Here is a 26,625-nt window from a genome sequence, read left to right on the forward strand (position 1 = left end):
GGGCTCAGTCGACGGCGTTGACGGCCTCGTCGACCGAGGTGTGGATCGGGAACACCTTGGTGAGACCCGTGATCCGGAAAATCTTCAGAATGCGCTCCTGGTTGCAGACCAGACGCAGCGAGCCCTCATGGGCACGAACGCGCTTCAGGCCGCCGACGAGCACACCGAGGCCGGTGGAGTCGAGGAAGTCCACGCCCTCCATGTCGACAACCAGGTGGTAGCTGCCGTCATTCACCAACTCGACCAACTGCTCGCGCAGCTTGGGCGCGGTATACACATCAATCTCGCCACCGACCTCGACGACCGTACGGTCGCCACCAGCGCCGGACACATTGCGAGTCGACAGGGACAGGTCCACGGATCCTCCAGCACCTTGCTATCGAACGATCGTTCCCACTGGGTCTCCCGGGCGGGAGTCAGGGAACTGATCGCCAGCCGCGATGGCATTCAATCACTTACCAGCAGCCATGCACGACGCCTTGGAAGCATTGTCCGTCATGGCAGTGACACACTCGGTGCCGATGGCCAAGAATCAGCGCCCCCGTGGACCGGCCGGAGACATGGGCAGCCGCCCCTCTCCCGGCATGGTCCTCGACCGGCTCACCTCGGGCGAGAGCCGGGCCGCGCGCATCACTCATACGGAGCACATGCCCGCCCGGGAGGGTCGTCATGCAGTCTGGCCGCATCGCATCCGCCCGGAGGTGATCGCGGCGATCGAGGCGGCTGGCATCGAGCACCCCTGGGCGCACCAGGCGGAGGCCGCCGAGCACGCCCTGGACGGCGAGAACGTGGTGATCGCCACCGGCACCGCCTCCGGCAAGTCGCTCGCCTACCTCGCCCCGGTCCTGAGCACCCTCCTGGACGGCTCGGAGGCCCCGAACGGCCGCGGGACCACCGCCCTGTACCTCTCGCCCACCAAGGCCCTCGCCGCCGACCAGCGGCGCGCCGTCCGGGAACTGGCCGCCCCGCTCGGCAACCGGATCCGCCCCGCCGTCTACGACGGCGACACGCCCGTCGAGGAACGCGAGTGGGTCCGCCAGTACGCGAACCACGTGCTGACCAACCCCGACATGCTCCACCGGGGCATACTCCCCTCCCACCCCAGGTGGGCCTCCTTCCTGCGCTCCCTGCGCTACGTCGTGATCGACGAGTGCCACACCTACCGGGGCGTCTTCGGCTCCCACGTCGCCCAGGTGCTCCGGCGACTGCGCCGGATCTGCGCCCGGTACGGCTCCGAGCCGGTCTTCCTCCTCGCCTCCGCCACCTCCGCCGAACCCGCCCTCGCCGCCGGCCGCCTCACCGGCCTGCCGGTCACCGAGGTCTCCGACGACGCCTCCCCGCGCGGCGAGCTGGTCTTCGCCCTGTGGGAGCCGCCGCTGACCGAGCTGCACGGCGAGCGCGGCGCGCCGGTGCGCCGCACGGCCACCGCGGAGACCGCGGACCTGCTGACCGACCTGACCCGCCAGGGCGTCCGCTCGGTCGCCTTCGTACGCTCCCGGCGCGGCGCCGAGCTGATCTCGGTGATCGCCCAGGAACGCCTCGCCGAGACCGACCGCGCCCTCGCCCGCCGGGTCGCCGCCTACCGCGGCGGCTACCTGCCCGAGGAGCGCCGGGCCCTGGAGCGGGCCCTGCACTCCGGCGAGCTCCTCGGCCTGGCCGCCACGACCGCCCTGGAGCTGGGCGTGGACGTCTCGGGCCTGGACGCGGTCCTGATCGCCGGCTACCCGGGCACCCGGGCCTCCCTGTGGCAGCAGGCGGGCCGCGCCGGCCGCTCGGGCGAGGGCGCCCTGGCGATCCTGATCGCCCGCGACGACCCGCTGGACACCTTCCTGGTCCACCACCCGGAGGCGATCTTCGACCAGCCGGTCGAGTCGACCGTCCTCGACCCCGACAACCCGTACGTCCTCGCCCCCCATCTCTGCGCGGCCGCCGCCGAGCTCCCCCTGACCGAGGCGGACCTGGCCCTCTTCGGCCCGGCCGTCCCCGACCTGCTGCCCCAGCTGGAGGGCGCGGGACTGCTGCGCCGCCGCTCCACCGGCTGGTACTGGACCCGCCGCGAGCGGGCCGCCGACCTCACGGACATCCGGGGCGGTGGCGGCAGCCCCGTCAGGATCGTGGAGTCCGGCACCGGCCGGCTGCTCGGCACCGTGGACGAGGCCGCCTCCCACGCGGCCGTCCACGAGGGCGCCGTCCACCTCCACCAGGGCCGCACCTACCTGGTGCGGGAGCTCGACCTCAAGGACTCCGTGGCGCTCGTGGAGGAGGCGGTCCCGCCGTACTCCACCACCGCCCGCGACACCACCTCCATCGCCGTCCTGGACACCGAGACCGAGATCCCCTGGGGAGCCGGCCGCCTCTGCTACGGCTCCGTCGAGGTCACCAACCAGGTCGTCTCCTTCCTGCGCCGCCGTCTGATCACGGGCGAGGTGCTCGGCGAGACCAAGCTCGACCTGCCGCCCCGCACCCTGCGGACCCGGGCCGTGTGGTGGACGGTCACGGAGGACCAGCTGGACGCCGCCCGGATCACCCCCGAGACCCTCGGGGGCGCCCTGCACGCCGCCGAGCACGCCTCCATCGGCATGCTGCCGCTCTTCGCCACCTGCGACCGCTGGGACATCGGCGGAGTCTCCGTACCGCTCCACCCGGACACCCTGCTGCCCACCGTCTTCGTGTACGATGGCCATCCGGGCGGCGCGGGCTTCGCCGAGCGCGCCTTCCACACGGCCCGCGCCTGGCTGACGGCCACCCGGGAGGCCATCGCCTCCTGCGAGTGCGAGGCGGGCTGCCCGTCCTGCATCCAGTCCCCGAAGTGCGGCAACGGCAACGACCCCCTGCACAAGCGCGGCGCGGTCCGCCTCCTCACGGAGATCCTCCGCGAGGCCCCGAAGCAGCCCCCGACTGCGCCGGAGACACCGGAGGCGCCGGAGGCACCGGAGGCACCGGAGAAGCCTCGGACGCCTGGGACGCCGCCGGTGGAGGCTCCTGAGGTCCCGCCCGGGACCTGACCTCCGGCCGGTAGGGGCCGCGCACGACCCGGGCGGTCACCTCCGCGAGCTCGCCCCCCACCGCACAGCCCACCAGCTCGGCGCCCTGTGCGGCGGCCACCCGGGTGGCCGCCGCACAGGCCTCGGCCTCGCCCCACAGCGCCCGGTCGGCGGCGGCGAGCGCCGCCAGGTCCGCCGCGCCACCGGCCCGGTGCCTGGCCGCCACCGCCTGCCCGAGCGCGAGCACCGCCCCGAACACCACGCACAGCGCGCAGGCCGCGAACGCCGCCCACACGGTCGCCGCGCCCCGGTCCCGGCCGCGCGCCCCGGCCGTCACAACGGGCCTCCGCTCTCCGGGGCGCCCGGTGCCGGGCCGCCGATCGTGAGGTCCTCCGCAAGCGCCGCGGCCTCCGCCCGCAGGGTCAGGCCCATGCCCCCGGGCCCCGGCGCCGGGGCCTCCACCGTCACCCGCCACAGCTCCCCCGACCGCGTCACCGCGACCCGGGCGCCCTCGGGCGCGGCGGCCCGCGCGGCCGACTCGGCGGAGCCCGCGGGCTCGGCGCGGGCCGCGACCCGTGCCCCGGCCCGCGCCGCGTCCACACAGCGGATCTGCGCGGCGGCCGCCGCCAGCGCCCAGAGCAGGGTGACCGTGAAGAGGGCGAGGACAGGCAGCACCAGCGCCGCCTCCACGGTCACGAAACCCCGGTCAGAACGGCGCATCGAGAGCCTTGCCGATCATCGACTCCAGCGCTCCCGAGACCGTCTCGCTGGTCACGATCTTGTACAGGACCGCGGCGAACCCGGCCGCCGCGATCGTCCCCACCGCGTACTCGGACGTGGTCATCCCCTCGTCCCGGCGCGCCGCTTCCCGCCGCGCCCGCCACCAACGACCCATCGCCGCCTTGACTCCCATGCCGACCTCCTCGATCCGTCGTTCTCTTCGTGCTCTTCGTGCTCTTCGTGCTCTTCGTGCTCTGCTCGCCGTGCCGTTCATCCGTCCAGAAGCCCCGTCGCCAGGCCGATCACCACCGGGGCCACCCCCACCGCCAGGAAGGCCGGCAGGAAACAGAGCCCCACGGGCCCGCTGATCAGCACCTGCGCCCGGCGCGCACGTGCTGCGGCGGTCCGGGCGCCGGCCGACCGCAGCGCGGCCGCGTGCCGGGCCACGGCCTCCGCCGCGGGTGCGCCCGAGGACCCGGCCCGTTCCATGCAGCGCGCGAGGCCCGAGGCGCCCGGTATCGCGCCGAACCTGCGCCACACCTCGGCCGGTTCGCCGCCGAGCCGCAGTTCGGCCGCCGTCCGGCTCAGTCGCTCGCCCAGCGCGCCGCCGAGGGACCGGCCGACGGCCTCCGCCGCCTCCCCGGGCCCGGCTCCGGCCGAGGCACAGGCCGCCAGCAGGTCGGCGGCCAGCGGAAGATGCCGCACCGCGTCGTCCTCGGCCTCCGTCGGCGCGGCGGCCCTGCCCGCCGCGCCGCGCCTGACGGCCGCGGCCACCAGCGCGGCCGCCACCAGGCCTCCGAACACCCCGAACAGCACCCAGCCCAGCCCGGCCGCCCCGAGAGGCGCCACGCCGTACCCCGCCCAACGCGGCAGCCCGGCAAGCCCCCTCGGTGGTCTCGCGCCCGAGGCCGAGGCCTGCGTCGAGGCCTGCGTCAGGGCCGGCGTCCGGGCCGGTGCCGCGGCCAGCAGCAGGTGACGCAGCCTCCGCCGCATCCCTCGCGCCCTCCGCCGGCACACCAGCTCCCGCACCCCCTGCTCGCAGCAGACCACCGCCACGGCCACCACCGCGGCCGCCTGCACGGCCCCGCTCACGCCCGCTCCCCTCCTCGGACGATCCGCGCGGCCCACCACAGCCCGGCCGCTTCCAGTGCCCCGCCGACGACGAGGCAGCCCAGGCCCGCGGGCGTGTGCAGCAGGACCCGCAGCGGGTCCGCGCCCAGAGCCGCGCCGAGGGCGACACCGGCGAGCGGCAGCACCGCGAGGACGGCCACCGTCGCCCAGGCGCCGGCGAGTTCGGCGCGCAGCCGCTCGCGCTGCTCGCGATGGTCCCGGAGGGCCGCTTCGAGCCGGTCGAGCCCGGCGGCCAGACCCGCGCCGCCGTCCACGGCCACCTGCCAGCACGCCGCCATGCCCGCGAGCCCGTCGGCGCCGTCCTGCCCGGCCGCTCTCCGCAGGGCCTCCGGCACGTCCCCGCCGAACCGGGCGGCCGCGAGCACCGCCACCTCCTCTTCGCCGAGCGCGCCCGTCTCACGGGCCGCGAAGGCCAGGGCCTGCGCGGGCTGCCAACCGGCCCTCAACTCCCCCACGACGGCCCCGCACAGGGCCACCACCTGCTCGGCCCGCGCCTCGCGCTCCCTCCGGCGCCCGGCCTCCCGCAGCCGCCGCCCGACGAGCGGCACCGCGAGGGCCCCCGCCACCAGCGGCAGCGGTGACGCACCGAGCACCGCGACGACTCCCGCCGCCGGCAGGCACAGCCAGGCCCTCCGCCCCCGCAGCACGGCCCACCAGCGCGCGGCCACCGCCGACCACATCACGGGGCCGCCTGCCACTCCCGGGAGCCCGGCGCCCGCACCGGCGAGCAGCATTCGCGCCCGGCCCGTGACGCGCCTCCGCTCGACTGCCTCCCACAGCGCCACGACCGCGCAGACCGTCAACGCCGCCTGGGCCACGTCCCGTACGGACAACCCCGTCGTGCTCACGCTCCCCCTCCGATCAGCGACCTCAGCCGCTCCCAGCCCCGCTCCCGCACGAACCCGGCCGCGTCCCACCGCAGCGCGGGAACGGTCCGCACCAGGCCGTCCCGGTCCCGCTCCAGGACGTGCGCCTCGGCGATCCGCCGCCGTCCGTCCCGGTCCCGCGCCAGATGGAGCACGACGGACAGACCGGCCCCCAACTGGCTGTGCAGGGCGGCCCGGTCGAGCCCGGCCGCCGTCCCCAGGGCTTCGAGACGCGCCGGCACGTCCGCCGCGGTGTTGGCGTGGACCGTGCCCGAGCCGCCCTCGTGGCCGGTGTTGAGAGCGGCGAGCAGATCGACCGCCTCGCCGCCCCGGACCTCGCCGACCACCAGCCGGTCCGGCCGCATCCGCAGCGCCTGCCGGACCAGGTCCCGCAGGGTCACCAGCCCGGCACCCTCCTGATTCGCGGGCCGCGCCTCCAGGCGCACCACGTGCGGATGGTCGGGCCGCAGCTCCGCCGAGTCCTCGGCGAGGACGATCCGCTCCCGCTCCCCCACCAGGCCGAGGAGGGAGGCGAGCAGTGTGGTCTTCCCCGTCCCCGTGCCACCGCTGACCAGGTACGACACCCGGGCGTCGATGAGCGCGCGCAGGATGGGGGCGCCGCCCGGCGGCACCGTGCCCGCCGCCGCGAGCTCCTCCAGGGTGAAGGCGCGCGGGCGGACCACCCGGAGCGACAGGCAGGTCGAACCGACCGCCACCGGTGGCAGCACCGCGTGCATGCGGGTGCCGTCGGGCAGTCGCGCGTCCACCCAGGGCCTGGCGTCGTCGAGCCGGCGCCCTGCCACCGCCGCGAGCCGCTGGGCGAGCCTGCGCACGGCGGCGGCGTCGGTGAAGGACACCGGGGCCCGCTCCAGACCGGCGCCCCGGTCCACCCACACCCGGTCGGGAGCCGAGACCAGGACGTCGGTGACGGCCGGGTCGGCGAGCAGCGGTTCGAGCGGCCCTGTGCCGATCAGCTCGCACCTCAACTCTTCCGCCGCACCGAGCACTTCCGTGTCGCCGAGCAGGCGCCCCTGCGCCCTCAGCGCCGCCGCGACCCGCGCCGGGGTGGGCTCGGAGCCGCTTGCCGCGAGCCGCTGCCGCACCGCGTCGAGCAGCCCCGCGCCGCCGCCGGCCGCGCCCCCGGTCACACCGCACCGCCAGGGGCGAGGGCGCTCGCCCAGAAGGCGTCGCAGAACCGTCCGAGGGGGCCGCGGGGCTCGGCACCCGGCGGCACGCCCGCGTCCTGGTCGGCCACGATCCCTGGGTCGTAAGGAAGTTCACCGGCGAGCGGCAGCCGCAGCGCGTCGGCGACCCACCGCTCGTCGAGCCCGGCCGCGTACGGTCCGCGGACCACGGCCCGCAGGTCGCGCACGTCCATGGAGAGGGTGGACGCCACCCGGTGCGCGGCCGCGACGGCCCTCAACTCGCCTGGCACGACGAGCAGTCCGAGATCGAGCTGGGCCAGGGCCTCGACGGCCGCCACGTCGGCCGCGCGCGGCAGGTCGACCACGACGACCCCGCCCCGGCGGCGGGCCGCGGCGAGCACGGACCGGACGGCCTCGGCCGGCACCGACGCCGCGGGCTCCCTGCCCCAGCTGAGCACCCGGACGCCCCGCACGGACGGCAGGGACTCCTCCAGGGCGCCCCCGGCCAGCCGGCCCTTCGAGGCCGCGAAGTCGGGCCATCGTCTGCCCTGCTCGCGCTCGCCGCCGAGCAACACGTCGAGGCCCCCGCCCAGGGGGTCGCCGTCGACGAGCAGGGTGCGGCGCCCGGAGCGCGCGGCGGCCAGGGCCAGGCCGCAGGCCAGGGTGGAGGCGCCCGCGCCGCCTCGGCCGCCGACGACCCCGATGGTGACGGCCTGTCGGCCCACGCCCTCGGCCGCGTCGGCGATGCGGTCGACGAGGAGTCCCTCGGCGTCCGGCAGCCGCAGGACGCACTCGGCCCCGATCTCGACGGCGAGCCGCCACACCTCCGCGTCGTCCCGGTCGCGCCCGACGAGGACGGTCCCCGGGCGGCGCGCAGCTCCCCGGCATCGCGCCGCGCTGTCGTCGCCGACCAGGACGAGCGGTGGATCGGTCCAGCTCGCCCGCCGCTCCGGCACCCGGTGGTGCACCTCGGGTTCGACACCGGCCGCCGCGCACAGCCGCAGGAGGTCGTCGAGCAGTCCGAGGTCCTCCGTGACGATCAACGGCCCGGTGCGGCGCTGCTCCTGGCCGCCCGGCCCGTCCGGACCGCTCGGCACCGGGGCCCGATCCGCCCCGCCCGGCGCCGAGGTCCGCCTCGCACCCCTGCCCCCGGAAGTCCTGGATGCCTCCATGGCACACACCCCTCTCGCGATTCCTGCCGTTCGCGAACTTCGCGACAGGAATCACCGTGGGGCCGTACCGGAAATCCTGGGGATCTCGCCGAAAAACTGTGGATATCCGAAGCCCTGTGAATATCTTCGTCACCCCTCCGGGGGCTGCCCGGAACGCATCCTGCCGGTTACTGTGAGTGATGAATCGAGGGCCCGGCAGAGCGCTGGGACGATGTCCGGCCGACGGCCGGGAGGGAGGAGGCGGACGATGTCCCAGAGCACCGAAACGGCTCCGGACATGCGACGACCCCCGCCGGGGGGGAGAGCGGGGGTCGTCTCTCCGGCCGACTCGGGGGGGGAGGAGCCGGACCGGGTTAGCACGGTCGCGAACGATCCGTGACTTCCATGGTGTACCCGAGAGCCTTCTCAGGCAAACCCACGCGCCCCAGCGTACGCCGAATGGCGGGCACCTATGCTCAGGCTTGTGGAAAACCACTCCTTGCCGCGCACAGCCGCCTTCTTTGACCTGGACAAGACGGTCATTGCGAAGTCCTCGACGCTGACCTTCAGCAAGTCCTTCTACCGGGGCGGACTGATCAGCCGCCGCGCCGCCCTGCGGACGGCCTACATCCAGTTCGTCTTCCTGGCAGGTGGGGCCGATCACGACCAGATGGAGCGGATGCGCGAATACCTTTCCGCGCTCTGCAAAGGCTGGAACGTGGCCCAGGTGAAGGAGCTCGTCGCCGAGACCCTTCACGACCTGATCGACCCGATCATCTACGACGAGGCCGCCTCCCTCATCGAGGAGCACCACGCCGCCGGCCGCGACGTCGTGATCGTCTCGACCTCCGGCGCCGAGGTCGTCGAGCCGATCGGCGAGATGCTCGGCGCCGACCGGGTCGTCGCCACCCGGATGGTGGTCGGCGAGGACGGCTGCTTCACCGGCGAGGTGGAGTACTACGCCTACGGGCCGACGAAGGCCGAGGCCGTCCGGGAGCTCGCGGAGTCCGAGGGCTACGACCTCTCGCGCTGCTACGCGTACAGCGACTCGGCGACCGACATCCCCATGCTGGAGGCCGTCGGCCACCCGTACGCGGTCAATCCGGACCGGGCGCTGCGCCGTGAGGCCGTGGCGCGGGAATGGCCGGTTCTCGCCTTCGAGAAGCCGGTACGGCTCAAGCAGCGGCTGCCCGAATTCCGTATGCCGCCCCGCCCCACGCTCGTGGCCGCGGCGGCGGTGGGCGCGGCGGCCGTGGGGGCCGGACTCGTCTGGTACGCCGCCCGGCGTCGGCAGGCCGCGCTCGCCCATCGGCTCACGGACGGCTTTGCCCGAATTTGAGCAATGCGCAGAGAAGTGGAGCCAGCACTTTCGCTTCCACCCCGACAGGAGTAGAAAGGAATCAGGCCCGCGAGACCGAGGACATCCGAGAGGATCACCTGTTGAGCATGAAGGCCCCACGGACCTAGCACAGAAACCGAGCACCCACGCGACGTCGACCCGTCGATTACGGGCCAGCCGCACCAGGCCACGGGCAAAGTTCCCGGCCTGATGGGCACTTATTCGAGGACGCATGGTAACTGGGTGGACGTGCCAGCGGCGGTACCTGAACTGGTGCCGCCGCAACCCGTTCCGGGCCCCGCGAGGGGCCCGGATTCGTTAGGTCAGGGTCGGGATCGCTCCCGCAGACCGCGCCGCCGGTTCAGGCCGCGCCGCGCTGGAGGGCCTCGCACACGGCCGTCGACTCGCGGACACCGAGTTCGACCGAGCGTCCGCAGTGCGCGATCCAGCCGCCCACGCCCTCCGGCGTCCCGGACAGGTAGCCCTCGAAGGCGGCGAGGTACGCGGCCCGTCCCTGCTCCGCGTGACCGACCTCCGCCGGGCAGATCGCCTTGGGGTCGAGGCCGCTGCCGACCAGCGCGATCCGCTCCGCCGCCCGCGCGACCAGTCCGTTGTACGAGGTGAAGGGGCGCAGCGCGAGCAGCTCGCCGTGGACCACGGCGGCCGTCACGAGCGCGGGGGCCTCGCCGCCCGCGACGATCAGCTCCGCCAGGCCGTCGAGTCGTCCGCCGACCTCGGCGGGCGTCGGGAGCGGGACCGTGACCAGCGGTTCGTCGACCGTCTCGCCGTCCAGCCGGGGCCGGCCCACCGAGGTGCCCGGGTCGCCCGCGGCGACCAGGTGGAGCCGGGCGAGGACCCGCAGCGGCGACTGGCGCCAGATGGAGAGCAGCTGACCGGCCTCCGCGCCGAGGCGCAGCGCGGCGCCGACCGTGCGGGCCTCCGCGTCGGCGCTGAAGTCGGTGCGGCGGCGGACCTCTTCCAGGGCCCAGTCGGCGCCGGAGAGCGCGGCCGAGCCGCGCGCCCCGCGCAGGGCCGCCTCGGAGGAGATCTCGTTGCTGCGGCGGCGCATCACACGGTGGCCGTAGACCCGGTCGACGGCCTTGCGTACGGAGTCCACCGCGTCGGCGACGCCCGGCAGGGAGCCGAGGGCGGCCAAGGGGTCAGAGGCGTGCGTACTCATAAGTAGGGAGGCTACGCGCCCGTGCGGCCCGCCCCACGATGGAGTGGTCTTCTTCACGCATCCCGACCACGCGGCGCGTTCATACCACTACCCTAGGTGAACATGAAGATCGCTTTCGTGGGGAAGGGCGGCAGCGGCAAGACCACGCTGTCCTCGCTCTTCATCCGCCACCTCGCCGCCAACGAAGCCCCGGTCGTAGCCGTCGACGCCGACATCAACCAGCACCTGGGCGCCGCGCTCGGCCTGCCCGACGAGGACGCCGCCGCGCTGCCCGCGATGGGCGCGCATCTGCCGCTCATCAAGGAGTACCTGCGGGGAAGCAACCCGCGGATCGTCTCCGCCGACACGATGATCAAGACGACTCCGCCCGGGGAGGGGTCGCGGCTGCTGCGGGTCCGCGAGGAGAACCCGGTCTACGAGGCCTGCGCGCGGACGGTGCCGCTCGACGACGGCGACATCCGCCTCATGGCGACCGGCCCCTTCACCGAGTCGGACCTCGGGGTGTCCTGCTACCACTCGAAGGTCGGCGCGGTGGAGCTCTGCCTGAACCACCTGGTGGACGGCGCCGACGAGTACGTGGTGGTCGACATGACCGCCGGCTCGGACTCCTTCGCCTCCGGGCTCTTCACCCGCTTCGACATGACGTTCCTGGTCGCCGAGCCGACCCGCAAGGGCGTCTCGGTCTACCGCCAGTACAAGGAGTACGCGCGGGACTTCGGCGTCGCGCTGAAGGTCGTCGGCAACAAGGTGCAGGGCCAGGACGACCTGGACTTCCTGCGCGCGGAGGTCGGCGACGACCTGCTCGTGACGGTGGGCCACTCGGACTGGGTCCGCGCCATGGAGAAGGGCCGCCCGCCCCGCTTCGAGCTCCTGGAGGCGGACAACCGGATGTCCCTCCAGGCGCTCCAGGACGCGGCGGACGACTCGTACGCCGACCGCGACTGGGACCGCTACACCCGCCAGATGGTCCACTTCCACCTGCGCAACGCGGAGAGCTGGGGCAACGCCAAGACGGGGGCCGACCTGGCTGCCCAGGTCGACCCCGACTTCGTCCTCGGCGAGCCGATGACCGCGCAGCTCGGCTGACCGCACCCGGCGGCCGACGGCCGGCGGACGGCCGGCGGACGGAGTCCGGCGCAGCGCCACGAAGCCCGTGAGGCGCCCCGGCGCCGAGCGGCGCGAGGGGGCGAAGAGAGAGGGGCCCGGGGCCGACCTGGCTGCGCAGGTCGACCCCGACTTCGTCCTCGCCGAGAGCCTCGGCGTCGTTCAGCCCGTCTGCCGCCCGTCGTCGGGGCGGGCGGCGGCCGGGGCGCCGGCGGCCGTGGCGGGGGCGGCCGGGACCTTCGCCGGCTGGGGGGCGAGGAAGGCCTTCCAGCCGGCCGCCGGGGCCTCGCCGACCTTCAGGGTGCGCATCTTGGCGATGACGTCCGGGTCCTGGGCGTCGAGCCAGTCGGCGAGCTGCCGGAAGGACACGCACTTCACGTCCTTCTGGACGCAGACCGTGGCGATGGTCTCCTCGATGGCCCGCATGTACACGCCACCGTTCCAGGACTCGAAGTGGTTGCCGATGATGAGCGGCGCCCGGTTGCCCCGGTAGGAGCGCTCGAAGGCCTGCACCAGGCCGTCCCGCATCTGGTCGCCCCAGCGCTCGCGCTGGGACGGGTCGCCCTGGGTCGTGCCCGGGGACTGGTTGACCATGAAGTTGTAGTCCATGGACAGCGTCTGGAAGGCGCGGCCCGGGACCGGCACGAGCTGGAGGGACAGGTCCCACAGGCCCAGGTCCTTCTTGGGCCAGATGTGGTCGTTGACGCCGCTCGTGTCGTAGCGGAAGCCCAGCTGCGCCGCCGCCTGGACGAAGTTCGTCCGGCCTTCGAGGCAGGGGGTGCGGGCGCCGACGAGCTCCTTGTCGTAGTCGAAGGGCAGCGGCTGCTCGGCGCGCAGCCCCGAGTTGGTCTTCCAGTTCTTGACGAAGGACTTCGCCTGCCTGATCTCGCTCTTCCACTCCTCGACGGACCAGGTGCCGACGCCGCCCTCGGCCCCGCAGAAGTGCCCGTTGAAGTGGGTGCCGATCTCGTTGCCCTCCTGCCACGCGCCGCGAAGTTCGCGGACGGTGGCGCGGATGCCCTCGGTGTCGTTGAAGCCGATGTCGGAGCGCCCGGCACTGTGCTGCGGCGGGTCGTAGAGCTCCCGCTTCTCCTCGGGCAGCAGGTACACGCCGCTGAGGAAGTACGTCATGGTGGCGTCGTACTTCTTGCCGACCTCGCGGAAGTGGGAGAAGAGCTTCTGGCTGTCCTCGCCTGCGCCGTCCCAGGAGAAGACGACGAACTGCGGCGGGGTCTCGCCCGGCTTGAGGCGCTGCCAGACGGGCTGGTGGGGCTGGGCGCCGGTGAAGGCGGTGGAGCCGTCGCCGATCAGCCGGACCGCGTTCGGCGGGGCGGCGGCGGGCTCCTTCTTGGCGCCCGCACCGCCGGGCGCGCTCTTCGTGGCGGTTCCGTCGGAGCCCGAGCAGCCGGCGAGGCCGCCGATCAGGGCGACGGCGAGGGCACCGGCGGCGAGCGCCTTCCTCTGGGCAGTGGTCCTTCTCCCGGCGGCTGTCATGCGCGCACCTCTCCTCGGTTCCGTACGAGCGGCGTCAACGTCGCACCGCGACAGCCGGAGAGATGAAACGACAAGCGGTATTTCGTTCGCCCTTCACCGGAACCGGTGAATCGTTGCCCTGTTTGCCCCGAAAATAATGCCGGAGACTTTACCCTCCATTACGATTCGATTACCGAGCGTTGATCCTCGCCTGGCGGGGATCCCGCCTTGCCGCCGCAACGCATCCCGCCGCTGCACGCCGTGACCCACGGCCGCGAGCCCCCCACGTTCGTCCCGCACGAACCGCGACCGCGCCGCCCCGGAGGAGACGGGAATGACCCTCTGCACCCCTGCCCGCACGCCCAACCGACCCCGCGTCCAGCGGCCGCACAGCCCGCCGGAGCGGCCGCGCCGCTTCCGTGTCGCCGGCGTCGACCTGTCGGCGTCCATCGCCGTCTTCCTGATCGCGCTGCCGCTCTCGCTCGGCATCGCGCTCGCCACCGGAGCCCCGCTCCAGTCCGGCCTGGTCGCCGCCGCCGTCGGCGGTCTGGTCGCCGGCCGCTTCGGCGGCTCCCCGCTCCAGGTCAGCGGCCCCGCCGCCGGCCTCACCGTGGTCACCGCCGAGCTGATCCAGCTGTACGGCTGGCGCACCACCTGCGCCATCACGGTGCTCGCGGGCCTCGCCCAGCTCGGGCTCTCCGTCCTCCGGGTGGCCCGCTCGGCCCTCGCCGTCTCGCCCGCGATCGTGCACGGCATGCTCGGCGGCATCGGCGTCACCATCGCCCTCGCCCAGCTCCACATCGTGCTCGGCAGCACCCCGCAGAGCTCCGCCGTCGACAACTTCCTGGGACTGCCCGCCCAGTTGGCGCACATCCACCCGGCGGCCCTCGGCATCAGCGCCCTCACCGTCGTCGTGCTGCTGTGCTGGCCCCGGCTGCCCGGCCGGGCGGGGAAGCTCCTTCGCAAGGTCCCGGCCGCGCTCGTCGCGGTGGCGGGGGCGACCGCGGTGGCGACGCTCGCCGGACTCACCGTCCCGCGCGTCGACCTGCCCTCCTGGAGCAGCCACGCGCTGCCCGGTCTGCCCGAGGGCCCGGTGCTCGGCATCGCGGCCGGCGTGCTGACGATCACCCTGGTCACCAGCGTGCAGTCGCTGCTGTCCGCCGTCGCGGTCGACAAGCTGGTCGCCGCCCGCCCGGACGGCGGCTTCGGCATCCCGCGCACCGCCCTCGACCGCGAACTCGCCGGCCAGGGCGCCGCCAACGTGGTCTCCGGGGCGCTCGGCGGGCTGCCGGTGGCCGGCGTCGCGGTCCGCAGCGTCGCGAACGTCTCGGCGGGCGCGGTGAGCCGCGCCTCCACCATGCTGCACGGTCTGTGGATCGTGCTCGCGGCCCTGCTGCTCGTGCCCGTGCTCGACCTGATCCCGCTGCCCGCGCTCGCCGCCCTGGTCATGGTGGTCGGCATCCAGATGGTGAGCATCACCCACATCCGCACCGTCACCCGGCACCGCGAGGTCGTGGTCTACGCGGTGACGCTTTCCGGCGTCGTCCTCGTCGGCATCCTGGAGGGCGTCGCCCTCGGCATCGCCGTGGCCATCGCGGTCGCCATGCAGCGGCTCGCCCGCACGCGGATCACCCGGGAGGAGCGGGACGGACGGCAATTGCTGCACGTCCGGGGCCAGCTGACCTTCCTCGCGGTGCCCCGGCTCAGCCGGGCCCTGCACCAACTGCCCAGGGGATCGGACGTCGTGGTGGAGCTCGACGGCTCCTTCATGGACCACGCCGCCTACGAGACCCTCAGCGACTGGACCGCGGGGCACCTGGCCCACGGCGGGACCGTCGAGACCACCGGCCCCTCCGGTACGAGGATCGCCGAGTCCACCCCCTCGGACGTCGCCGCGCACGCCTGCTGCCGGCCCTGGACGCCGTGGCACAACCACCAGTGCGGCGAGCAGCCGGTCGAGCGAGCCGACGAGGCCGTGGAGGCCCCTCGGACGACGGGTCTGAAGCTGGCCAGCGGCATCGGCAAGTTCCAGCGGAACACGGCCCCGCTGGTCCGGGACGAGCTCGCGCGGCTCGCCCGGGAGGGCCAGACCCCCTCGCAGCTCTTCCTGACCTGCGCCGACTCCCGCCTCGTCACGAGCATGATCACGTCGAGCGGCCCCGGTGACCTGTTCACCGTGCGGAACGTCGGGAACCTCGTCCCGCTGCCGGGCGAGGAGAGCGACGACTCGGTGGCGGCGGCGATCGAGTACGCGGTGGATGTGCTGCAGGTCGAGTCGATCACCGTCTGCGGCCATTCGGGCTGCGGCGCGATGCAGGCCCTGCTCAACGCGGGCCCGGACGACCCGCCGACCCCGCTCCGCCGCTGGCTGCGCCACGGCCGGCCCAGCCTGGAGCGGATGGTGAGCAGGAGACACGCCTGGGCCCGGATCTCCGGGAGGCTTCCGGCGGACGCCGTCGAGCAGCTCTGTCTGACCAACGTGGTCCAGCAGCTGGAGCACCTGCGGGCGTACGAGCCGGTGGCGCGGCGGCTCGCCGAGGGCACGCTCTCGCTGCACGGCGTGTACTTCCACGTGGGCGAGGCGCAGGCGTACCTCCTCTCCGGGACGGACGAGGTGCACTCGTACGACGACGTCTTCACCCAGGTCATGCCGACGGAGCCCCGGGAGGCGGCGACAGCGTCCTGACCGCGCACAGGTCGGCGCCGTCCCGACCGCGGCCGGGGCGCGCGTCCTGAACCTTTCGCCCGCCCGGTCCGTGAGACTGTGTGGCCCCTTCTCCCACCGCTCGGGAGGAGGGGCCCCCGCACGCCGTACGACTCACAGGTCTAAACCAATTGCCCGGAGGCTCTTGTCACCCGGGCCTTCGACTGATGAGGTATGACGCGGGACACATACGCACAGAGGACGCCCTGGGAAAGGGAGATGTCGTGAGCAACGAAAGCCTGGCCAATCTGCTTCGGGAAGAGCGTCGATTTTCGCCGCCCGCCGAGCTGGCCGCGCACGCCAACGTGACGGCGGAGGCGTACGAGCAGGCCAAGGCGGACAGGCTGGGCTTCTGGGCCGAGCAGGCCAAGCGCCTGACCTGGGCCACCGAGCCGACCGAGACCCTCGACTGGTCGAACCCGCCGTTCGCCAAGTGGTTCGCGGACGGCGAGCTGAACGTCGCGTACAACTGCGTCGACCGGCACGTCGAGGCCGGCCACGGCGACCGGGTCGCCATCCACTTCGAGGGCGAGCCGGGCGACAGCCGCGCGATCACCTACGCCGAGCTCAAGGACGAGGTCTCCAAGGCGGCCAACGCCCTGACCGAGCTGGGCGTCCGCAAGGGCGACCGCGTCGCCGTCTACCTGCCGATGATCCCCGAGGCGGCCATCACGATGCTGGCCTGCGCCCGCGTCGGCGCCGCCCACTCGGTGGTCTTCGGCGGCTTCTCGGCCGACGCCGTGGCCTCCCGCATCCAGGACGCCGACGCCAAGCTGGTCGTCACCGCCGACGGCGGCTACCGCCGCGGCAAGCCGAGCGCCCTCAAGCCGGCCATCGACGAGGCCGTCGCCAAGTGCCCGCAGGTCGAGCACGTCCTCGTGGTCCGCCGCACGGGCCAGGACACGGCGTTCACCGAGGGCCGCGACGTGTGGTGGGACGACATCGTCGCCCGCCAGTCCGCGGAGCACACCCCGGAGGCCTTCGAGGCGGAGCACCCGCTCTTCATCCTCTACACCTCGGGCACCACGGGGAAGCCGAAGGGCATCCTGCACACCTCCGGCGGCTACCTCACCCAGGCCGCGTACACCCACCACGCCGTCTTCGACCTCAAGCCGGAGACCGACGTCTACTGGTGCACCGCCGACATCGGCTGGGTCACCGGGCACTCGTACATCGTCTACGGCCCGCTGGCCAACGGCGCGACGCAGGTCATGTACGAGGGCACCCCTGACACCCCGCACCAGGGGCGGTTCTGGGAGATCGTGCAGAAGTACGGCGTCACCATCCTCTACACGGCGCCGACCGCGATCCGAACGTTCATGAAGTGGGGCGACGACATCCCCGCCAAGTTCGACCTGTCGAGCCTCCGGGTGCTCGGCTCGGTCGGCGAGCCGATCAACCCCGAGGCCTGGGTCTGGTACCGCGAGCACATCGGCGCGGGCAGGACCCCGATCGTGGACACCTGGTGGCAGACCGAGACCGGCGCGATGATGATCTCGCCGCTGCCGGGCGTCACCGAGACCAAGCCGGGCTCCGCCCAGCGCCCGCTGCCGGGCATCTCCGCCACCGTCGTCGACGACGAGGCCAACGAGGTGCCGAACGGCGGCGGCGGCTACCTGGTCCTCACCGAGCCGTGGCCGTCGATGCTCCGCACCATCTGGGGCGACGACCAGCGCTACATCGACACGTACTGGTCCCGCTTCGAGGGCAAGTACTTCGCCGGCGACGGGGCCAAGAAGGACGAGGACGGCGACATCTGGCTGCTCGGCCGGGTCGACGACGTCATGCTCGTCTCCGGGCACAACATCTCGACCACCGAGGTCGAGTCGGCCCTCGTCTCGCACCCGGCCGTCGCAGAGGCGGCCGTGGTCGGCGCCGCCGACGAGACCACCGGTCAGGCGATCGTCGCCTTCGTCATCCTGCGCGGTACGGCCAGCGAGGACGACAGCCTGGTCGCCGAGCTGCGCAACCACGTCGGCGCGACCCTCGGCCCGATCGCCAAGCCGAAGCGCGTCCTGCCGGTGGCGGAGCTGCCGAAGACCCGCTCGGGCAAGATCATGCGCCGTCTGCTGCGCGACGTGGCGGAGAACCGCGAGCTGGGCGACGTCACGACGCTGACCGACTCCTCGGTCATGTCGCTCATCCAGACCCAGCTGCCGTCGGCCTCCAGCGAGGACTGAGCCCGGCCGTAGGGCGCGGACACCGCGCCCGTACTCGGCGAGACGCCCGCCCCGATCCTTCGGGGCGGGCGTTTCGCTTGCCCGCCCCCGAAGGGACGAAAGGCGCAGATGTCCCTAAAGTGAATCTCGCCGGACCCAACCCACGCTCGTTAGGTAACGTAAGCATCGCGTCAACGACGCGACAAGAAAACCTAGGTGCGCCGGGAAGTCTGGTCGGCATGTGCTCAGTCCTGCCCACCCGACCGGAGGTTCTCCCCCGTGGCCGCGCCCGCACCCACCGACCGCAAGTTCCTCGGCCGTCTCTCCCTGCCCGAGCGCCAGTACCTCACCGACGCCCTGCGCACCGAGACCGTCGGTGGTGTCCTGCTCCTCGTCGCCGCCGTCGCCGCCCTCGTCTGGGCCAACACCCTGAGCGGCAGCTACGAGGCCGTCAGCGACTTCCACATAGGCCCCGCGGCCCTCGGCCTCGACCTCTCGATCCAGCACTGGGCGGCCGACGGCCTCCTCGCGGTCTTCTTCTTCGTCGCCGGCATCGAGCTCAAGCGCGAACTCGTCGCGGGCGAACTGCGCGACCCCAGGGCCGCCGCGCTGCCCGTCATCGCCGCCCTCTGCGGCATGGCCGCGCCCGCCCTCGTCTACGCCCTGGTCAACACCGTCGGCAACGGCTCGATGGACGGCTGGGCCGTCCCCACCGCCACCGACATCGCCTTCGCGCTCGCCGTCCTCGCCGTGATCGGCACCTCGCTGCCGTCCGCGCTGCGGGCCTTCCTGCTCACCCTCGCCGTCGTCGACGACCTCTTCGCGATCCTGATCATCGCGGTCTTCTTCACCAGCGACCTGAACTTCGCCGCGCTCGGCGGCGCCTTCGCCGGACTCCTCCTCTTCTGGCTGCTGCTCCGCAAGGAGGTCCGCGGCTGGTACGTGTACGTGCCGCTGGCCCTGGTCATCTGGGGCCTGATGTACAACAGCGGCGTCCACGCCACCATCGCCGGTGTCGCCATGGGCCTGATGCTCCGCTGCACCACCCGGGAGGGCGAGAAGCACTCCCCCGGCGAGCACATCGAGCACCTCGTCCGCCCGCTCTCGGCCGGCCTCGCCGTCCCGCTGTTCGCGCTCTTCTCGGCCGGCGTGAGCATCTCCGGCGGCGCGATCCGCGACGTCTTCACCCAGCCCGTCACCCTCGGCGTCGTCCTCGGTCTCGTCGTCGGCAAGGCGGTCGGCATCTTCGGCGGCACCTGGCTCGCCGCCCGCTTCACCCGCGCGGAGCTCAACCCCGACCTGACCTGGCCGGACGTCTTCGCCGTGGCCACCCTCGCCGGTATCGGCTTCACCGTCTCGCTGCTCATCGGCGAGCTCGCCTTCGCCGGCGACGAGGCCCTCACCGACGAGGTGAAGGCCGCGGTCCTCATCGGCTCGCTCGTCGCGGCCGTCCTCGCCTCCGTCCTGCTGAAACTCCGGGTCCGGAGGTACCAGGCCCTGGTCTCCGCCGAGGAGCGCGACGACGACCAGGACGGCATCCCCGACATCTACGAGGAGCACGACCCGGCGTACCACCTGCGGATGGCCGAGATCTACGAGAAGAAGGCCGCGGAACACCGTCAGCGCGCCCAACTGGCGGGGGCACCGCGCGACGGGGCCGACCGTCCGGCATGATCTGAGTCGGACCGCGTAGAAGAGAACTCGGACCGCAGAAGAGAAGAGGGAGCAGCGATGAGCGACCCGTACGACGGCACCGAGCGCAGCCTCGGCCAGCTGGTCGCCTCGGCGACCGCCGAGATGTCCGCGCTGGTGCACGACGAGCTCGCCCTGGCCAAGGCCGAGATCAGGCAGGACGTCAAGCGCGGTGTGATCGGGAGCGCGGCCGGGATCACGGCCGCGGTCGTGCTGCTGTTCTCGCTGCCGATGCTGAGCTTCGCGCTCGCGTACGCCATCAACACCTGGACCGGCGGGCACAACGGCAACGGGGGCTGGAACCTCGTCTGGTGCTTCCTGCTGTCCTTCGCGGCGAACGTGCTGCTCGCGGTGCTGCTCGGCGTGATCGCGTACGCCAAGTTCAAGAAGGTCAAGCCGCCGGAGAAGTCGATCGCGTCGGCCAAGCAGACGGCCGCGGTGATCTCCACCGTCAAGCCGCACCCGCGCCCGGAGCCCGCCAAGGCACTGGACAAGGCGCTGGACAAGGCTCCCGCTGTGGCACGCTCGTCGGTATGACCCTCCCCGAGAGCAGCAACGGCGGGCCCGTCCGGCTCGACGGGCCGTGGACCCATCGCGATGTGGCCGCCAACGGTGCCCGCTTCCACATCGCCGAGATGGGCGACGGCCCGCTGGTGCTGCTCCTGCACGGCTTCCCGCAGTTCTGGTGGACCTGGCGCCATCAGCTGCCCCTGCTCGCCGAGGCCGGTTTCCGGGCCGTCGCGATGGACCTGCGCGGGGTCGGCGGCAGCGACCGCACCCCCCGGGGTTACGACCCCGCCAACCTGGCCCTCGACGTCACCGGTGTCATCCGCTCACTGGGCGAGCCGGACGCGGCGCTCGTCGGGCACGACCTGGGCGGCTACCTCGCCTGGACTGCGGCCGTCATGCGGCCCAAGCTGGTGCGCCGGCTGGTGGTCTCCTCGATGCCGCACCCGCGCCGCTGGCGTTCGGCGATGCTCTCCGACTTCGCCCAGTCGCGGGCCGGTTCGCACATCTGGGGCTTCCAGCGGCCGTGGCTGCCGGAGCGTCAGCTCGTCGCGGACGACGCGGCGCTGGTGGGCGAGCTGATCCGGGACTGGTCGGGGCCGCGGCCGGTCCGCGCCTCCGAGGAGCAGGCGATCGAGGTGTACCGGCGGGCGATGCTGGTCCCGTCGACGGCGCACTGCTCGATCGAGCCGTACCGCTGGATGGTGCGGTCGCTGGCCCGCCCGGACGGCATCCAGTTCAACCGGCGCATGAAGCGGCCGGTGCGGGTGCCGACCCTGCATCTGCACGGCTCCCTGGACCCGGTGATGCGGACCCGCAGCGCCGCGGGATCGGGCGAGTACGTGGAGGCGCCGTACCGCTGGCGGCTCTTCGACGGGCTCGGCCACTTCCCGCACGAGGAGGACCCGGTCGCCTTCTCGACGGAGCTCGTCAACTGGCTGAAGGACCCCGAGCCCGACCGCTGACGGGGTCTCGCCGGGCCCCGGACCGGGCCCGAGCCCGATCGCTGACGGCCCCTCTGGCCGCCCCGGTGCGTACAGACTTCCTTCGAACGGCCATGTGCCTCGCGCATACTCCAATTGGCGGGCCCCGGGGCGGTTACCGACCTTGGGGCACGGGCAGACGTCGAAGTATGGGCTGGACGCACGACTACGGTGACACGACAGCACGCAACCGCCGCTCGGCCGCCGGGCCGGGCTCCCGCGAGGGGGCCGGACCGCCGGACCCGGGCGGTGCGCACGCCGCGCAGGGGGTGGGGATCTCACGCATCCTCCGCCGCCGGGCCCGCTGGGTCTCGGCCAGGCTGAGGCATCCCCGCGACACCCCGTAACAACACTCCTGACAGCGCCGGGGACCCCGCACGGGGTCCCCGGCGTCACAGCGCGCAGGCCTGGGTGTCGACCTGCTGGTTCGCGGTCCTGCCGCGCTCGATGTCCTCGCGGATCTCGTCGACGGTCAGGGCGTAGCCGGTGTTCGCGTCGTCCAGCGAGCGGGCGAAGATCACGCCGGAGACCTCGCCGTCGACGGTGAGCAGCGGGCCGCCGGAGTTGCCCTGGCGGACCGTCGTGTACAGCGAGTACACGTCCCTGCGCACCTCGCCCCGGCGGTAGATGTCGGGCCCGTCCGCGTTGATGCGGCCGCGCACGCGCGCCGAGCGGACGTCGTACGAGCCGTTCTCCGGGAATCCGGCGACGATCGCGCTGTCGCCGCTGCGGGCGTCCTCGTCGGTGAAGGTCAGCGGCGTGGCCCGGAGGTCCGGCACGTCCAGGACGGCGATGTCGCGCTGCCAGTCGTAGAGGACGACCTTGGCGTCGTAGAGCCTGCCCTCGCCGCCTATCTGGACGGTCGGCTCGTCGACGCCGCCGACGACGTGGGCGTTGGTCATGATGCGGCGGTCGGCGAAGACGAATCCGGTGCCTTCGAGGACCTTGCCGCAGCTCTGCGCGGTGCCGACGACCTTCACGATGGAGCGCTGGGCGCGGGCGGCGACCGGGCTCTGGGTGAGCTCCGGGTCGGGGGGCATGACCGGGGTGATCGGCTCGTTGGCGAAGGGGCTGAAGACCGGCGGGAAGCCGCTGCGGGCGAGGGTGGAGCTGAAGTCGTCGAACCAGCCGGACGCCTGAGCGGGCATCACCTGCTCGACGCCGAGCAGCACCTTGGAGTTGCGTACCTCCTTGCCCAGGGTGGGCATGGTGGTACGGGCGAGGCCCGAGCCGATCAGCCAGGCCACGAGCAGCATCGCGACGACGTTGACCAGGGCGCCGCCGGTGGCGTCGAGGGCGCGGGCGGGCGACCAGGTGATGTGCCGGCGCAGCTTGTTGCCCAGGTGGGTGGTGAAGGCCTGGCCGACGGAGGCGCAGATGATCACCACCATCACGAAGACGACCGTCGCCGTGGTCGAGACCTCGCTGTTGTCGGTGAGCCGGTCCCAGAGGATCGGCAGCAGCAGGACGGCGACGAGGCCGCCGCCGAGGAAGCCGATCACGGACAGGATGCCGACCACGAATCCCTGGCGGTAGCCGATGATCGCGAACCAGACGGCGGCGAGCAGCAGCAGGATGTCCAGCACGTTCACCGTCAATTGCCTCGCAGATTCGTTTCCGGTCGCCGGGGATCAGCCGTTCCGCCGGGGTTCAGCCTGTCATGAGCGCCAGTCGAGCGGGACCTGTCTCGACCGGTCCCAGGCCCGCTCCCAGCCGGAGAAGTGGAGCAGTCTGTCGATCACTCCGGCGGTGAAACCCCAGACCAGAGCGGATGCGACCAGGAACGCGGGGCCCTGGTGGCCGCTCGGGTGGACCGCGGTGGCGCGGTTCGCCGGGTCCGTGAGATCGGCCACGGGCACGGTGAAGACCCGGGCGGTCTCGCCGGGGTCGACCACGCCGACGGGGCTGGGGGCGCGCCACCAGCCGAGGACCGGGGTGACGACGAAGCCGCTGACCGGGATGTAGAGCTGGGGCAGGACGGCGAAGAGCTGGACGCCGGCCGGGTCGAGGCCGGTCTCCTCCTGGGCCTCGCGCAGCGCGGCGCGCAGCAGCCCGCCGTCGGCGGGGGCGCCGTCCGCGGGGTCGAGGGCGCCGCCGGGGAAGGAGGGCTGTCCCGCGTGCGAGCGGAGGCTGCCGGCCCGCTCCATGAGCAGCAGCTCGGGGCCGCGGTCGCCCTCGCCGAAGAGGACGAGGACGGCGGACTGGCGTCCGGCGCCGCTCGCGGGCGGCAGGAAGCGGCTCAGCTGCTCGGGCTCGACCGTGCGGGCGGCCCGGTCGACGGGCTCGAGCCAGTCGGGCAGTCCGTCCCTGCTGAGCAGCCCGCCGGTGCCGGGCCCGTGGATCTCTTCGTCAGTGCGCGTCATAGGCACCCCCGAGTTTCACAACGCGATCGATGGACGGGTTCGTTCCCTCGGGAGACCCCCGGTGGGGCTCCCGTGCGGGCTCCGCGGGGGAGCCCTCCCGGGCGGGGCCGGACAACGGGTCCCAGCCTTCGCTCGCGCCCAGTGGGGGCGCCGGGCGGCCCGGGTAGCCGGGCGGCGGGTCGAGCCGCTGGCCGGGGAGGCCGCCCATCTCGTACTTGAGCAGCTTCCTCGCCTTCTCGGGATCGGTCTCGCCCTCCCCGTACGACGGGCAGAGGTGGGTGATGGGGCATGCCCCGCAGGCCGGCTTGCGGGCGTGGCAGATGCGGCGGCCGTGGAAGATCACCCGGTGCGAGAGCATCGTCCACTCGCTCTTCGGGAAGATCGTGGCGATCTCGGCCTCGATCTTCACGGGGTCGTCGGACTCGGTCCACCGCCAGCGCCGGGCGAGCCGCATGAAATGGGTGTCGACGGTGATGCCGGGGACCCCGAAGGCGTTGCCCAGGACGACGAAGGCGGTCTTGCGGCCGACGCCGGGGAGCTTGACGAGGTCGTCGAGGCGGCCGGGGACCTCGCCGCCGAAGTCGTCCCGGAGGGCGGCGGCGAGACCCATGATCGACTTGGTCTTGGCGCGGAAGAAGCCGGTGGGGCGGATGAGCTCCTCGACCTCCTCGGGCACGGCGGCGGCGAGGTCCTCCGGGGTGGGGTACTTCGCGAAGAGGGCCGGGGTGGTCTGGTTGACCCGCAGGTCGGTGGTCTGCGCCGAGAGGACCGTGGCGACGAGCAGTTCGAAGGGGTTGCGGAAGTCGAGCTCCGGATGGGCGTACGGGAAGACCTCGGCGAGCTCGCGGTTGATCCGGCGGGCCCGCCGGACCATCGCGAGGCGCGACTCGGGCTTGGCGGGCTTGGCGGCTTTGGCGGAGCTCGCGGGCTCGGTGGGCTTGGCGGCCTTGGTGGAGCTCGCGGGCTCGGTGGCCTTGGTCGCCTTGGCAGCCTTGGTCGCCTTGGTCGCCTTGGTGGCCTTGGTGGCCTTCCGGGGCTCGGCCGCCTTCACGGGCTTGGCCGCCCCGGCTGCCTCGGCCGCGGGCTTCGCAGGCTCGGCGGCCTTCCGATTTGCGGCTTTCGCACGTTTCGACACGCCGTGTTCGCCCACAGCGGAATTACCTTCGGCCGACACTCTTTCAGCCCCCTTGGCCTGCGCTCTCACCGGCGAGTTGGACACCCGGCCAGCCTAGGGGCCGCCACCGACATCCGCCCCGGGCGTGGCCGATCAGCGCCCAATCGGGCCCCTGACGTACGGACGAGCGACTCGGTACGTCAAACTTGTTGTGATTGATCGCACGGTTTTGTACGTCCGGCATCATGGGACGCAGGTCCCTGAGCAGGTCGACAGTATGGAGAGAACTCGTGGACGACGTTCTGCGGCGCGCCCCGCTCTTCGCGGCGCTCGATGACGAGCAGGCTGCCGAGCTGCGCGCCTCGATGAGTGAGGCGACGCTCGCCCGTGGCGACGCGCTCTTCCACGAGGGCGACCCCGGCGACCGCCTGTACGTGGTCACCGAGGGCAAGGTGAAGCTGCACCGCACCTCCCCCGACGGCCGGGAGAACATGCTGGCCGTCCTCGGCCCCGGCGAGCTGATCGGTGAGCTGTCGCTCTTCGACCCGGGCCCGCGCACCGCCACCGCCACCGCGCTGACCGAGGTCAAGCTGCTCGGTCTGGGCCACGGCGACCTCCAGCCCTGGCTGAACGCGCGCCCCGAGGTGGCCACCGCGCTGCTGCGCGCCGTAGCCCGCCGGCTGCGCAAGACCAACGACCAGATGTCCGACCTGGTCTTCTCCGACGTCCCGGGCCGTGTGGCCCGCGCGCTCCTCGACCTGTCGCGCCGCTTCGGCGTGCAGTCGGAGGAGGGCATCCACGTCGTCCACGACCTCACCCAGGAGGAGCTGGCCCAGCTGGTCGGCGCCTCCCGCGAGACGGTCAACAAGGCGCTCGCCGACTTCGCCCAGCGCGGCTGGCTGCGCCTGGAGGCCCGCGCCGTGATCCTGCTGGACGTGGAGCGCCTCGCGAAGCGCTCGCGCTAGTCGTCGCACGCGAAGGGCCGCCCCGGCCGACCGGCCGGGGCGGCCCTTCGCGTGTGCCCGCCGGGCGGGCCGGCCGTCAGCGCTTCGAGCCGTCCACGATCACCGGCGCCGAGGAGCCGTTGGCGCAGGGCACGGTGTAGATCGGGTTCTTCGCCGCGGCGTCCTTGAACGCGTCGATGCACTGGTTCATCAGGACCCGGTCCGTCAGCGAGTCGTTGAGGATCTTGTTGGCGCGGGCGATGCCCTCCGCCTCGATCCGGCGGCGGTCGGCCTCGGCCTTGGCGGTGCGGGCGGCCTCGGTGGCGCGCTCGGTGGCCTGCTGCTGCTGGATCTTCCGGTCGATCTGGGCCTGGAGCGAGTCCGAGGGCTTCACGTTGCGCAGGTTGACCGTGGTCACGTCGATCCCGCGCGGCGCCAGGCGCTCCTTGATCAGGGAGCCGATCTCGGCGTTGATCTTCTCGCGGTCGGAGGCGTAGCCCTGCTCGCTGGTGTAGCGGGCGAAGACGTTGCGGACGATCTCCCGGCTGTCCGGGTAGACGAGGCGCTGCTGGATGGCGTCCTCGCTGCCCGCGAGCTTGTAGAGCTCCACGGACTTGGTCGGGACGACGGCCCACTTCACGGTGACCTCGGCGTACATGACACCGCCCTGCGAGGACCGGACCTCGACCACGTCCTTGTCGGAGAGGTTGAGGTCGACCGGGCGGGTCGAGAAGGTCGTGACGTCGGTGAACGGCGACTTCACGTGCATGCCGGAGGTCATGGGCGAGCCGACCTTGCCGAAGGCGACCGGGACGCCGACCTCGTACGCGCTGATCACGTACGTCATGCTCACGATCAGCGAGAAGACACCGGCCAGGACGGCTCCGAGGGCGCCGAACTTCAGCCCCTTGGAGTCATTGGCTCTGCCGACGAAAAAGAGCACCACTGCGGCTATGACCAGCAGGATGGCGATGACGAACACGGGCGTTCCCCCCGAAAGCTACGGCCAGAAGTAAGCGGAGCGTAAAGCACAGGTCAAGACGACCGACGCGCCGGGGTCCCGCGC

Annotated in this window: 23 protein-coding genes and 1 pseudogene; 10 read left to right on the forward strand and 14 right to left on the reverse strand. The window is 72.9% G+C overall.

The window, feature by feature from the left end; genetic code table 11:
* Nucleotides 1-4: 4 nt before the first annotated feature.
* Nucleotides 5-358, reverse strand: coding sequence for an STAS domain-containing protein (locus AMK27_RS16865; protein ID WP_015034520.1), 354 nt, complete (start codon nt 356-358; stop codon nt 5-7).
* An 82-nt stretch (nt 359-440) separates the two neighbouring features.
* Between AMK27_RS16865 and AMK27_RS16870 the strand changes: the two genes are divergently transcribed.
* A complete protein-coding gene (locus AMK27_RS16870) occupies nt 441-3,005 on the forward strand; it encodes a DEAD/DEAH box helicase (RefSeq protein WP_073908055.1) in 2,565 nt (854 codons plus the stop codon).
* A gap of 40 nt (nt 3,006-3,045) precedes the next feature.
* Here AMK27_RS16870 and AMK27_RS16875 read toward each other — a convergent pair.
* The 7 genes and pseudogenes from AMK27_RS16875 to ssd form a co-directional block, all read right to left on the reverse strand.
* A pseudogene (locus AMK27_RS16875) lies at nt 3,046-3,321 on the reverse strand (Rv3654c family TadE-like protein); the annotation flags it as partial.
* Complete coding sequence (locus AMK27_RS16880) at nt 3,318-3,704, reverse strand: TadE family type IV pilus minor pilin (protein ID WP_073908058.1); 387 nt, start codon at nt 3,702-3,704, stop codon at nt 3,318-3,320. The pseudogene AMK27_RS16875 and the gene AMK27_RS16880, both read right to left, overlap by 4 nt.
* Nucleotides 3,691-3,897, reverse strand: a complete 207-nt coding sequence (locus AMK27_RS16885) for a DUF4244 domain-containing protein (protein WP_073908061.1) — start codon at nt 3,895-3,897, stop codon at nt 3,691-3,693. The genes AMK27_RS16880 and AMK27_RS16885 overlap by 14 nt, the downstream gene beginning before the upstream one ends.
* 77 nt (nt 3,898-3,974) lie before the next feature.
* Nucleotides 3,975-4,796, reverse strand: coding sequence for a type II secretion system F family protein (locus AMK27_RS16890; RefSeq protein ID WP_241847525.1), 822 nt, complete (start codon nt 4,794-4,796; stop codon nt 3,975-3,977).
* On the reverse strand, nt 4,793-5,683 hold the full coding sequence (locus AMK27_RS16895; RefSeq protein WP_445194855.1) for a type II secretion system F family protein: 891 nt from the start codon (nt 5,681-5,683) through the stop codon (nt 4,793-4,795). Before AMK27_RS16895 ends, AMK27_RS16890 begins: the two co-directional genes overlap by 4 nt.
* The gene (locus tag AMK27_RS16900; RefSeq protein WP_073908064.1) at nt 5,680-6,849 is read right to left on the reverse strand and encodes a TadA family conjugal transfer-associated ATPase; all 1,170 of its coding nucleotides are present in this window, start codon (nt 6,847-6,849) and stop codon (nt 5,680-5,682) included. Before AMK27_RS16900 ends, AMK27_RS16895 begins: the two co-directional genes overlap by 4 nt.
* A complete protein-coding gene (gene ssd / locus AMK27_RS16905) occupies nt 6,846-8,018 on the reverse strand; it encodes a septum site-determining protein Ssd (RefSeq protein ID WP_079188485.1) in 1,173 nt (390 codons plus the stop codon). The genes AMK27_RS16900 and ssd overlap by 4 nt, the downstream gene beginning before the upstream one ends.
* A gap of 451 nt (nt 8,019-8,469) precedes the next feature.
* Between ssd and AMK27_RS16910 the strand changes: the two genes are divergently transcribed.
* Complete coding sequence (locus AMK27_RS16910; RefSeq protein WP_073908070.1) at nt 8,470-9,336, forward strand: HAD family hydrolase; 867 nt, start codon at nt 8,470-8,472, stop codon at nt 9,334-9,336.
* A gap of 361 nt (nt 9,337-9,697) precedes the next feature.
* Here AMK27_RS16910 and AMK27_RS16915 read toward each other — a convergent pair whose 3' ends face one another.
* Complete coding sequence (locus AMK27_RS16915) at nt 9,698-10,516, reverse strand: oxidoreductase (protein WP_073908073.1); 819 nt, start codon at nt 10,514-10,516, stop codon at nt 9,698-9,700.
* Nucleotides 10,517-10,618: 102 nt separating this feature from the next.
* On the opposite strand from AMK27_RS16915, the gene AMK27_RS16920 reads away from it, so the two are divergent.
* Nucleotides 10,619-11,602: an ATP-binding protein gene (locus tag AMK27_RS16920; protein ID WP_073908075.1), complete on the forward strand. Its 984-nt coding sequence runs from the start codon at nt 10,619-10,621 to the stop codon at nt 11,600-11,602.
* A 180-nt stretch (nt 11,603-11,782) separates the two neighbouring features.
* Here the strand turns inward: AMK27_RS16920 and AMK27_RS16925 are convergent, their stop codons facing one another.
* Entirely contained in the window at nt 11,783-13,114 is a 1,332-nt protein-coding gene (locus tag AMK27_RS16925; protein WP_073908077.1) for a hypothetical protein, read from the reverse strand.
* A 313-nt stretch (nt 13,115-13,427) separates the two neighbouring features.
* Here AMK27_RS16925 and AMK27_RS16930 point away from each other — a divergent pair, with 313 nt between their 5' ends.
* The 6 genes from AMK27_RS16930 to AMK27_RS43715 all read left to right on the forward strand — a co-directional run bounded on the left by AMK27_RS16930 (nt 13,428) and on the right by AMK27_RS43715 (nt 21,485).
* Nucleotides 13,428-15,779, forward strand: coding sequence for a SulP family inorganic anion transporter (locus AMK27_RS16930; RefSeq protein WP_073908079.1), 2,352 nt, complete (start codon nt 13,428-13,430; stop codon nt 15,777-15,779).
* Between the two features lie 242 nt (nt 15,780-16,021).
* On the forward strand, nt 16,022-17,977 hold the full coding sequence (gene acs / locus AMK27_RS16935) for an acetate--CoA ligase (RefSeq protein WP_073908081.1): 1,956 nt from the start codon (nt 16,022-16,024) through the stop codon (nt 17,975-17,977).
* A 258-nt stretch (nt 17,978-18,235) separates the two neighbouring features.
* The gene (gene nhaA / locus AMK27_RS16940) at nt 18,236-19,630 is read left to right on the forward strand and encodes a Na+/H+ antiporter NhaA (protein WP_073908083.1); all 1,395 of its coding nucleotides are present in this window, start codon (nt 18,236-18,238) and stop codon (nt 19,628-19,630) included.
* A 57-nt stretch (nt 19,631-19,687) separates the two neighbouring features.
* The gene (locus AMK27_RS16945; protein WP_073908084.1) at nt 19,688-20,185 is read left to right on the forward strand and encodes a phage holin family protein; all 498 of its coding nucleotides are present in this window, start codon (nt 19,688-19,690) and stop codon (nt 20,183-20,185) included.
* A complete protein-coding gene (locus tag AMK27_RS16950; RefSeq protein WP_073908085.1) occupies nt 20,182-21,120 on the forward strand; it encodes an alpha/beta fold hydrolase in 939 nt (312 codons plus the stop codon). The genes AMK27_RS16945 and AMK27_RS16950 overlap by 4 nt, the downstream gene beginning before the upstream one ends.
* Nucleotides 21,121-21,287: 167 nt before the next feature.
* Nucleotides 21,288-21,485 (forward strand): hypothetical protein, encoded by a 198-nt coding sequence (locus AMK27_RS43715; RefSeq protein WP_073908087.1) that lies wholly within the window; start codon nt 21,288-21,290, stop codon nt 21,483-21,485.
* A 45-nt stretch (nt 21,486-21,530) separates the two neighbouring features.
* Here the strand turns inward: AMK27_RS43715 and AMK27_RS16960 are convergent, their stop codons facing one another.
* The 3 genes from AMK27_RS16960 to nth all read right to left on the reverse strand — a co-directional run bounded on the left by AMK27_RS16960 (nt 21,531) and on the right by nth (nt 24,636).
* The gene (locus AMK27_RS16960) at nt 21,531-22,730 is read right to left on the reverse strand and encodes a MarP family serine protease (protein WP_073908089.1); all 1,200 of its coding nucleotides are present in this window, start codon (nt 22,728-22,730) and stop codon (nt 21,531-21,533) included.
* 66 nt (nt 22,731-22,796) lie between these two features.
* Complete coding sequence (locus AMK27_RS16965) at nt 22,797-23,501, reverse strand: NUDIX hydrolase (RefSeq protein WP_073908091.1); 705 nt, start codon at nt 23,499-23,501, stop codon at nt 22,797-22,799.
* Complete coding sequence (gene nth / locus AMK27_RS16970) at nt 23,488-24,636, reverse strand: endonuclease III (RefSeq protein WP_241847526.1); 1,149 nt, start codon at nt 24,634-24,636, stop codon at nt 23,488-23,490. Before nth ends, AMK27_RS16965 begins: the two co-directional genes overlap by 14 nt.
* A gap of 269 nt (nt 24,637-24,905) precedes the next feature.
* Between nth and AMK27_RS16975 the strand changes: the two genes are divergently transcribed.
* Complete coding sequence (locus AMK27_RS16975; RefSeq protein ID WP_015034542.1) at nt 24,906-25,580, forward strand: Crp/Fnr family transcriptional regulator; 675 nt, start codon at nt 24,906-24,908, stop codon at nt 25,578-25,580.
* A 76-nt stretch (nt 25,581-25,656) separates the two neighbouring features.
* Here AMK27_RS16975 and AMK27_RS16980 read toward each other — a convergent pair whose 3' ends face one another.
* Nucleotides 25,657-26,541 (reverse strand): prohibitin family protein, encoded by an 885-nt coding sequence (locus AMK27_RS16980; RefSeq protein WP_073908093.1) that lies wholly within the window; start codon nt 26,539-26,541, stop codon nt 25,657-25,659.
* Nucleotides 26,542-26,625 lie beyond the last annotated feature (84 nt).

The sequence above is a fragment of the Streptomyces sp. CB02009 genome, assembly GCF_001905825.1.
In the GTDB taxonomy this organism is placed as follows: domain Bacteria; phylum Actinomycetota; class Actinomycetes; order Streptomycetales; family Streptomycetaceae; genus Streptomyces.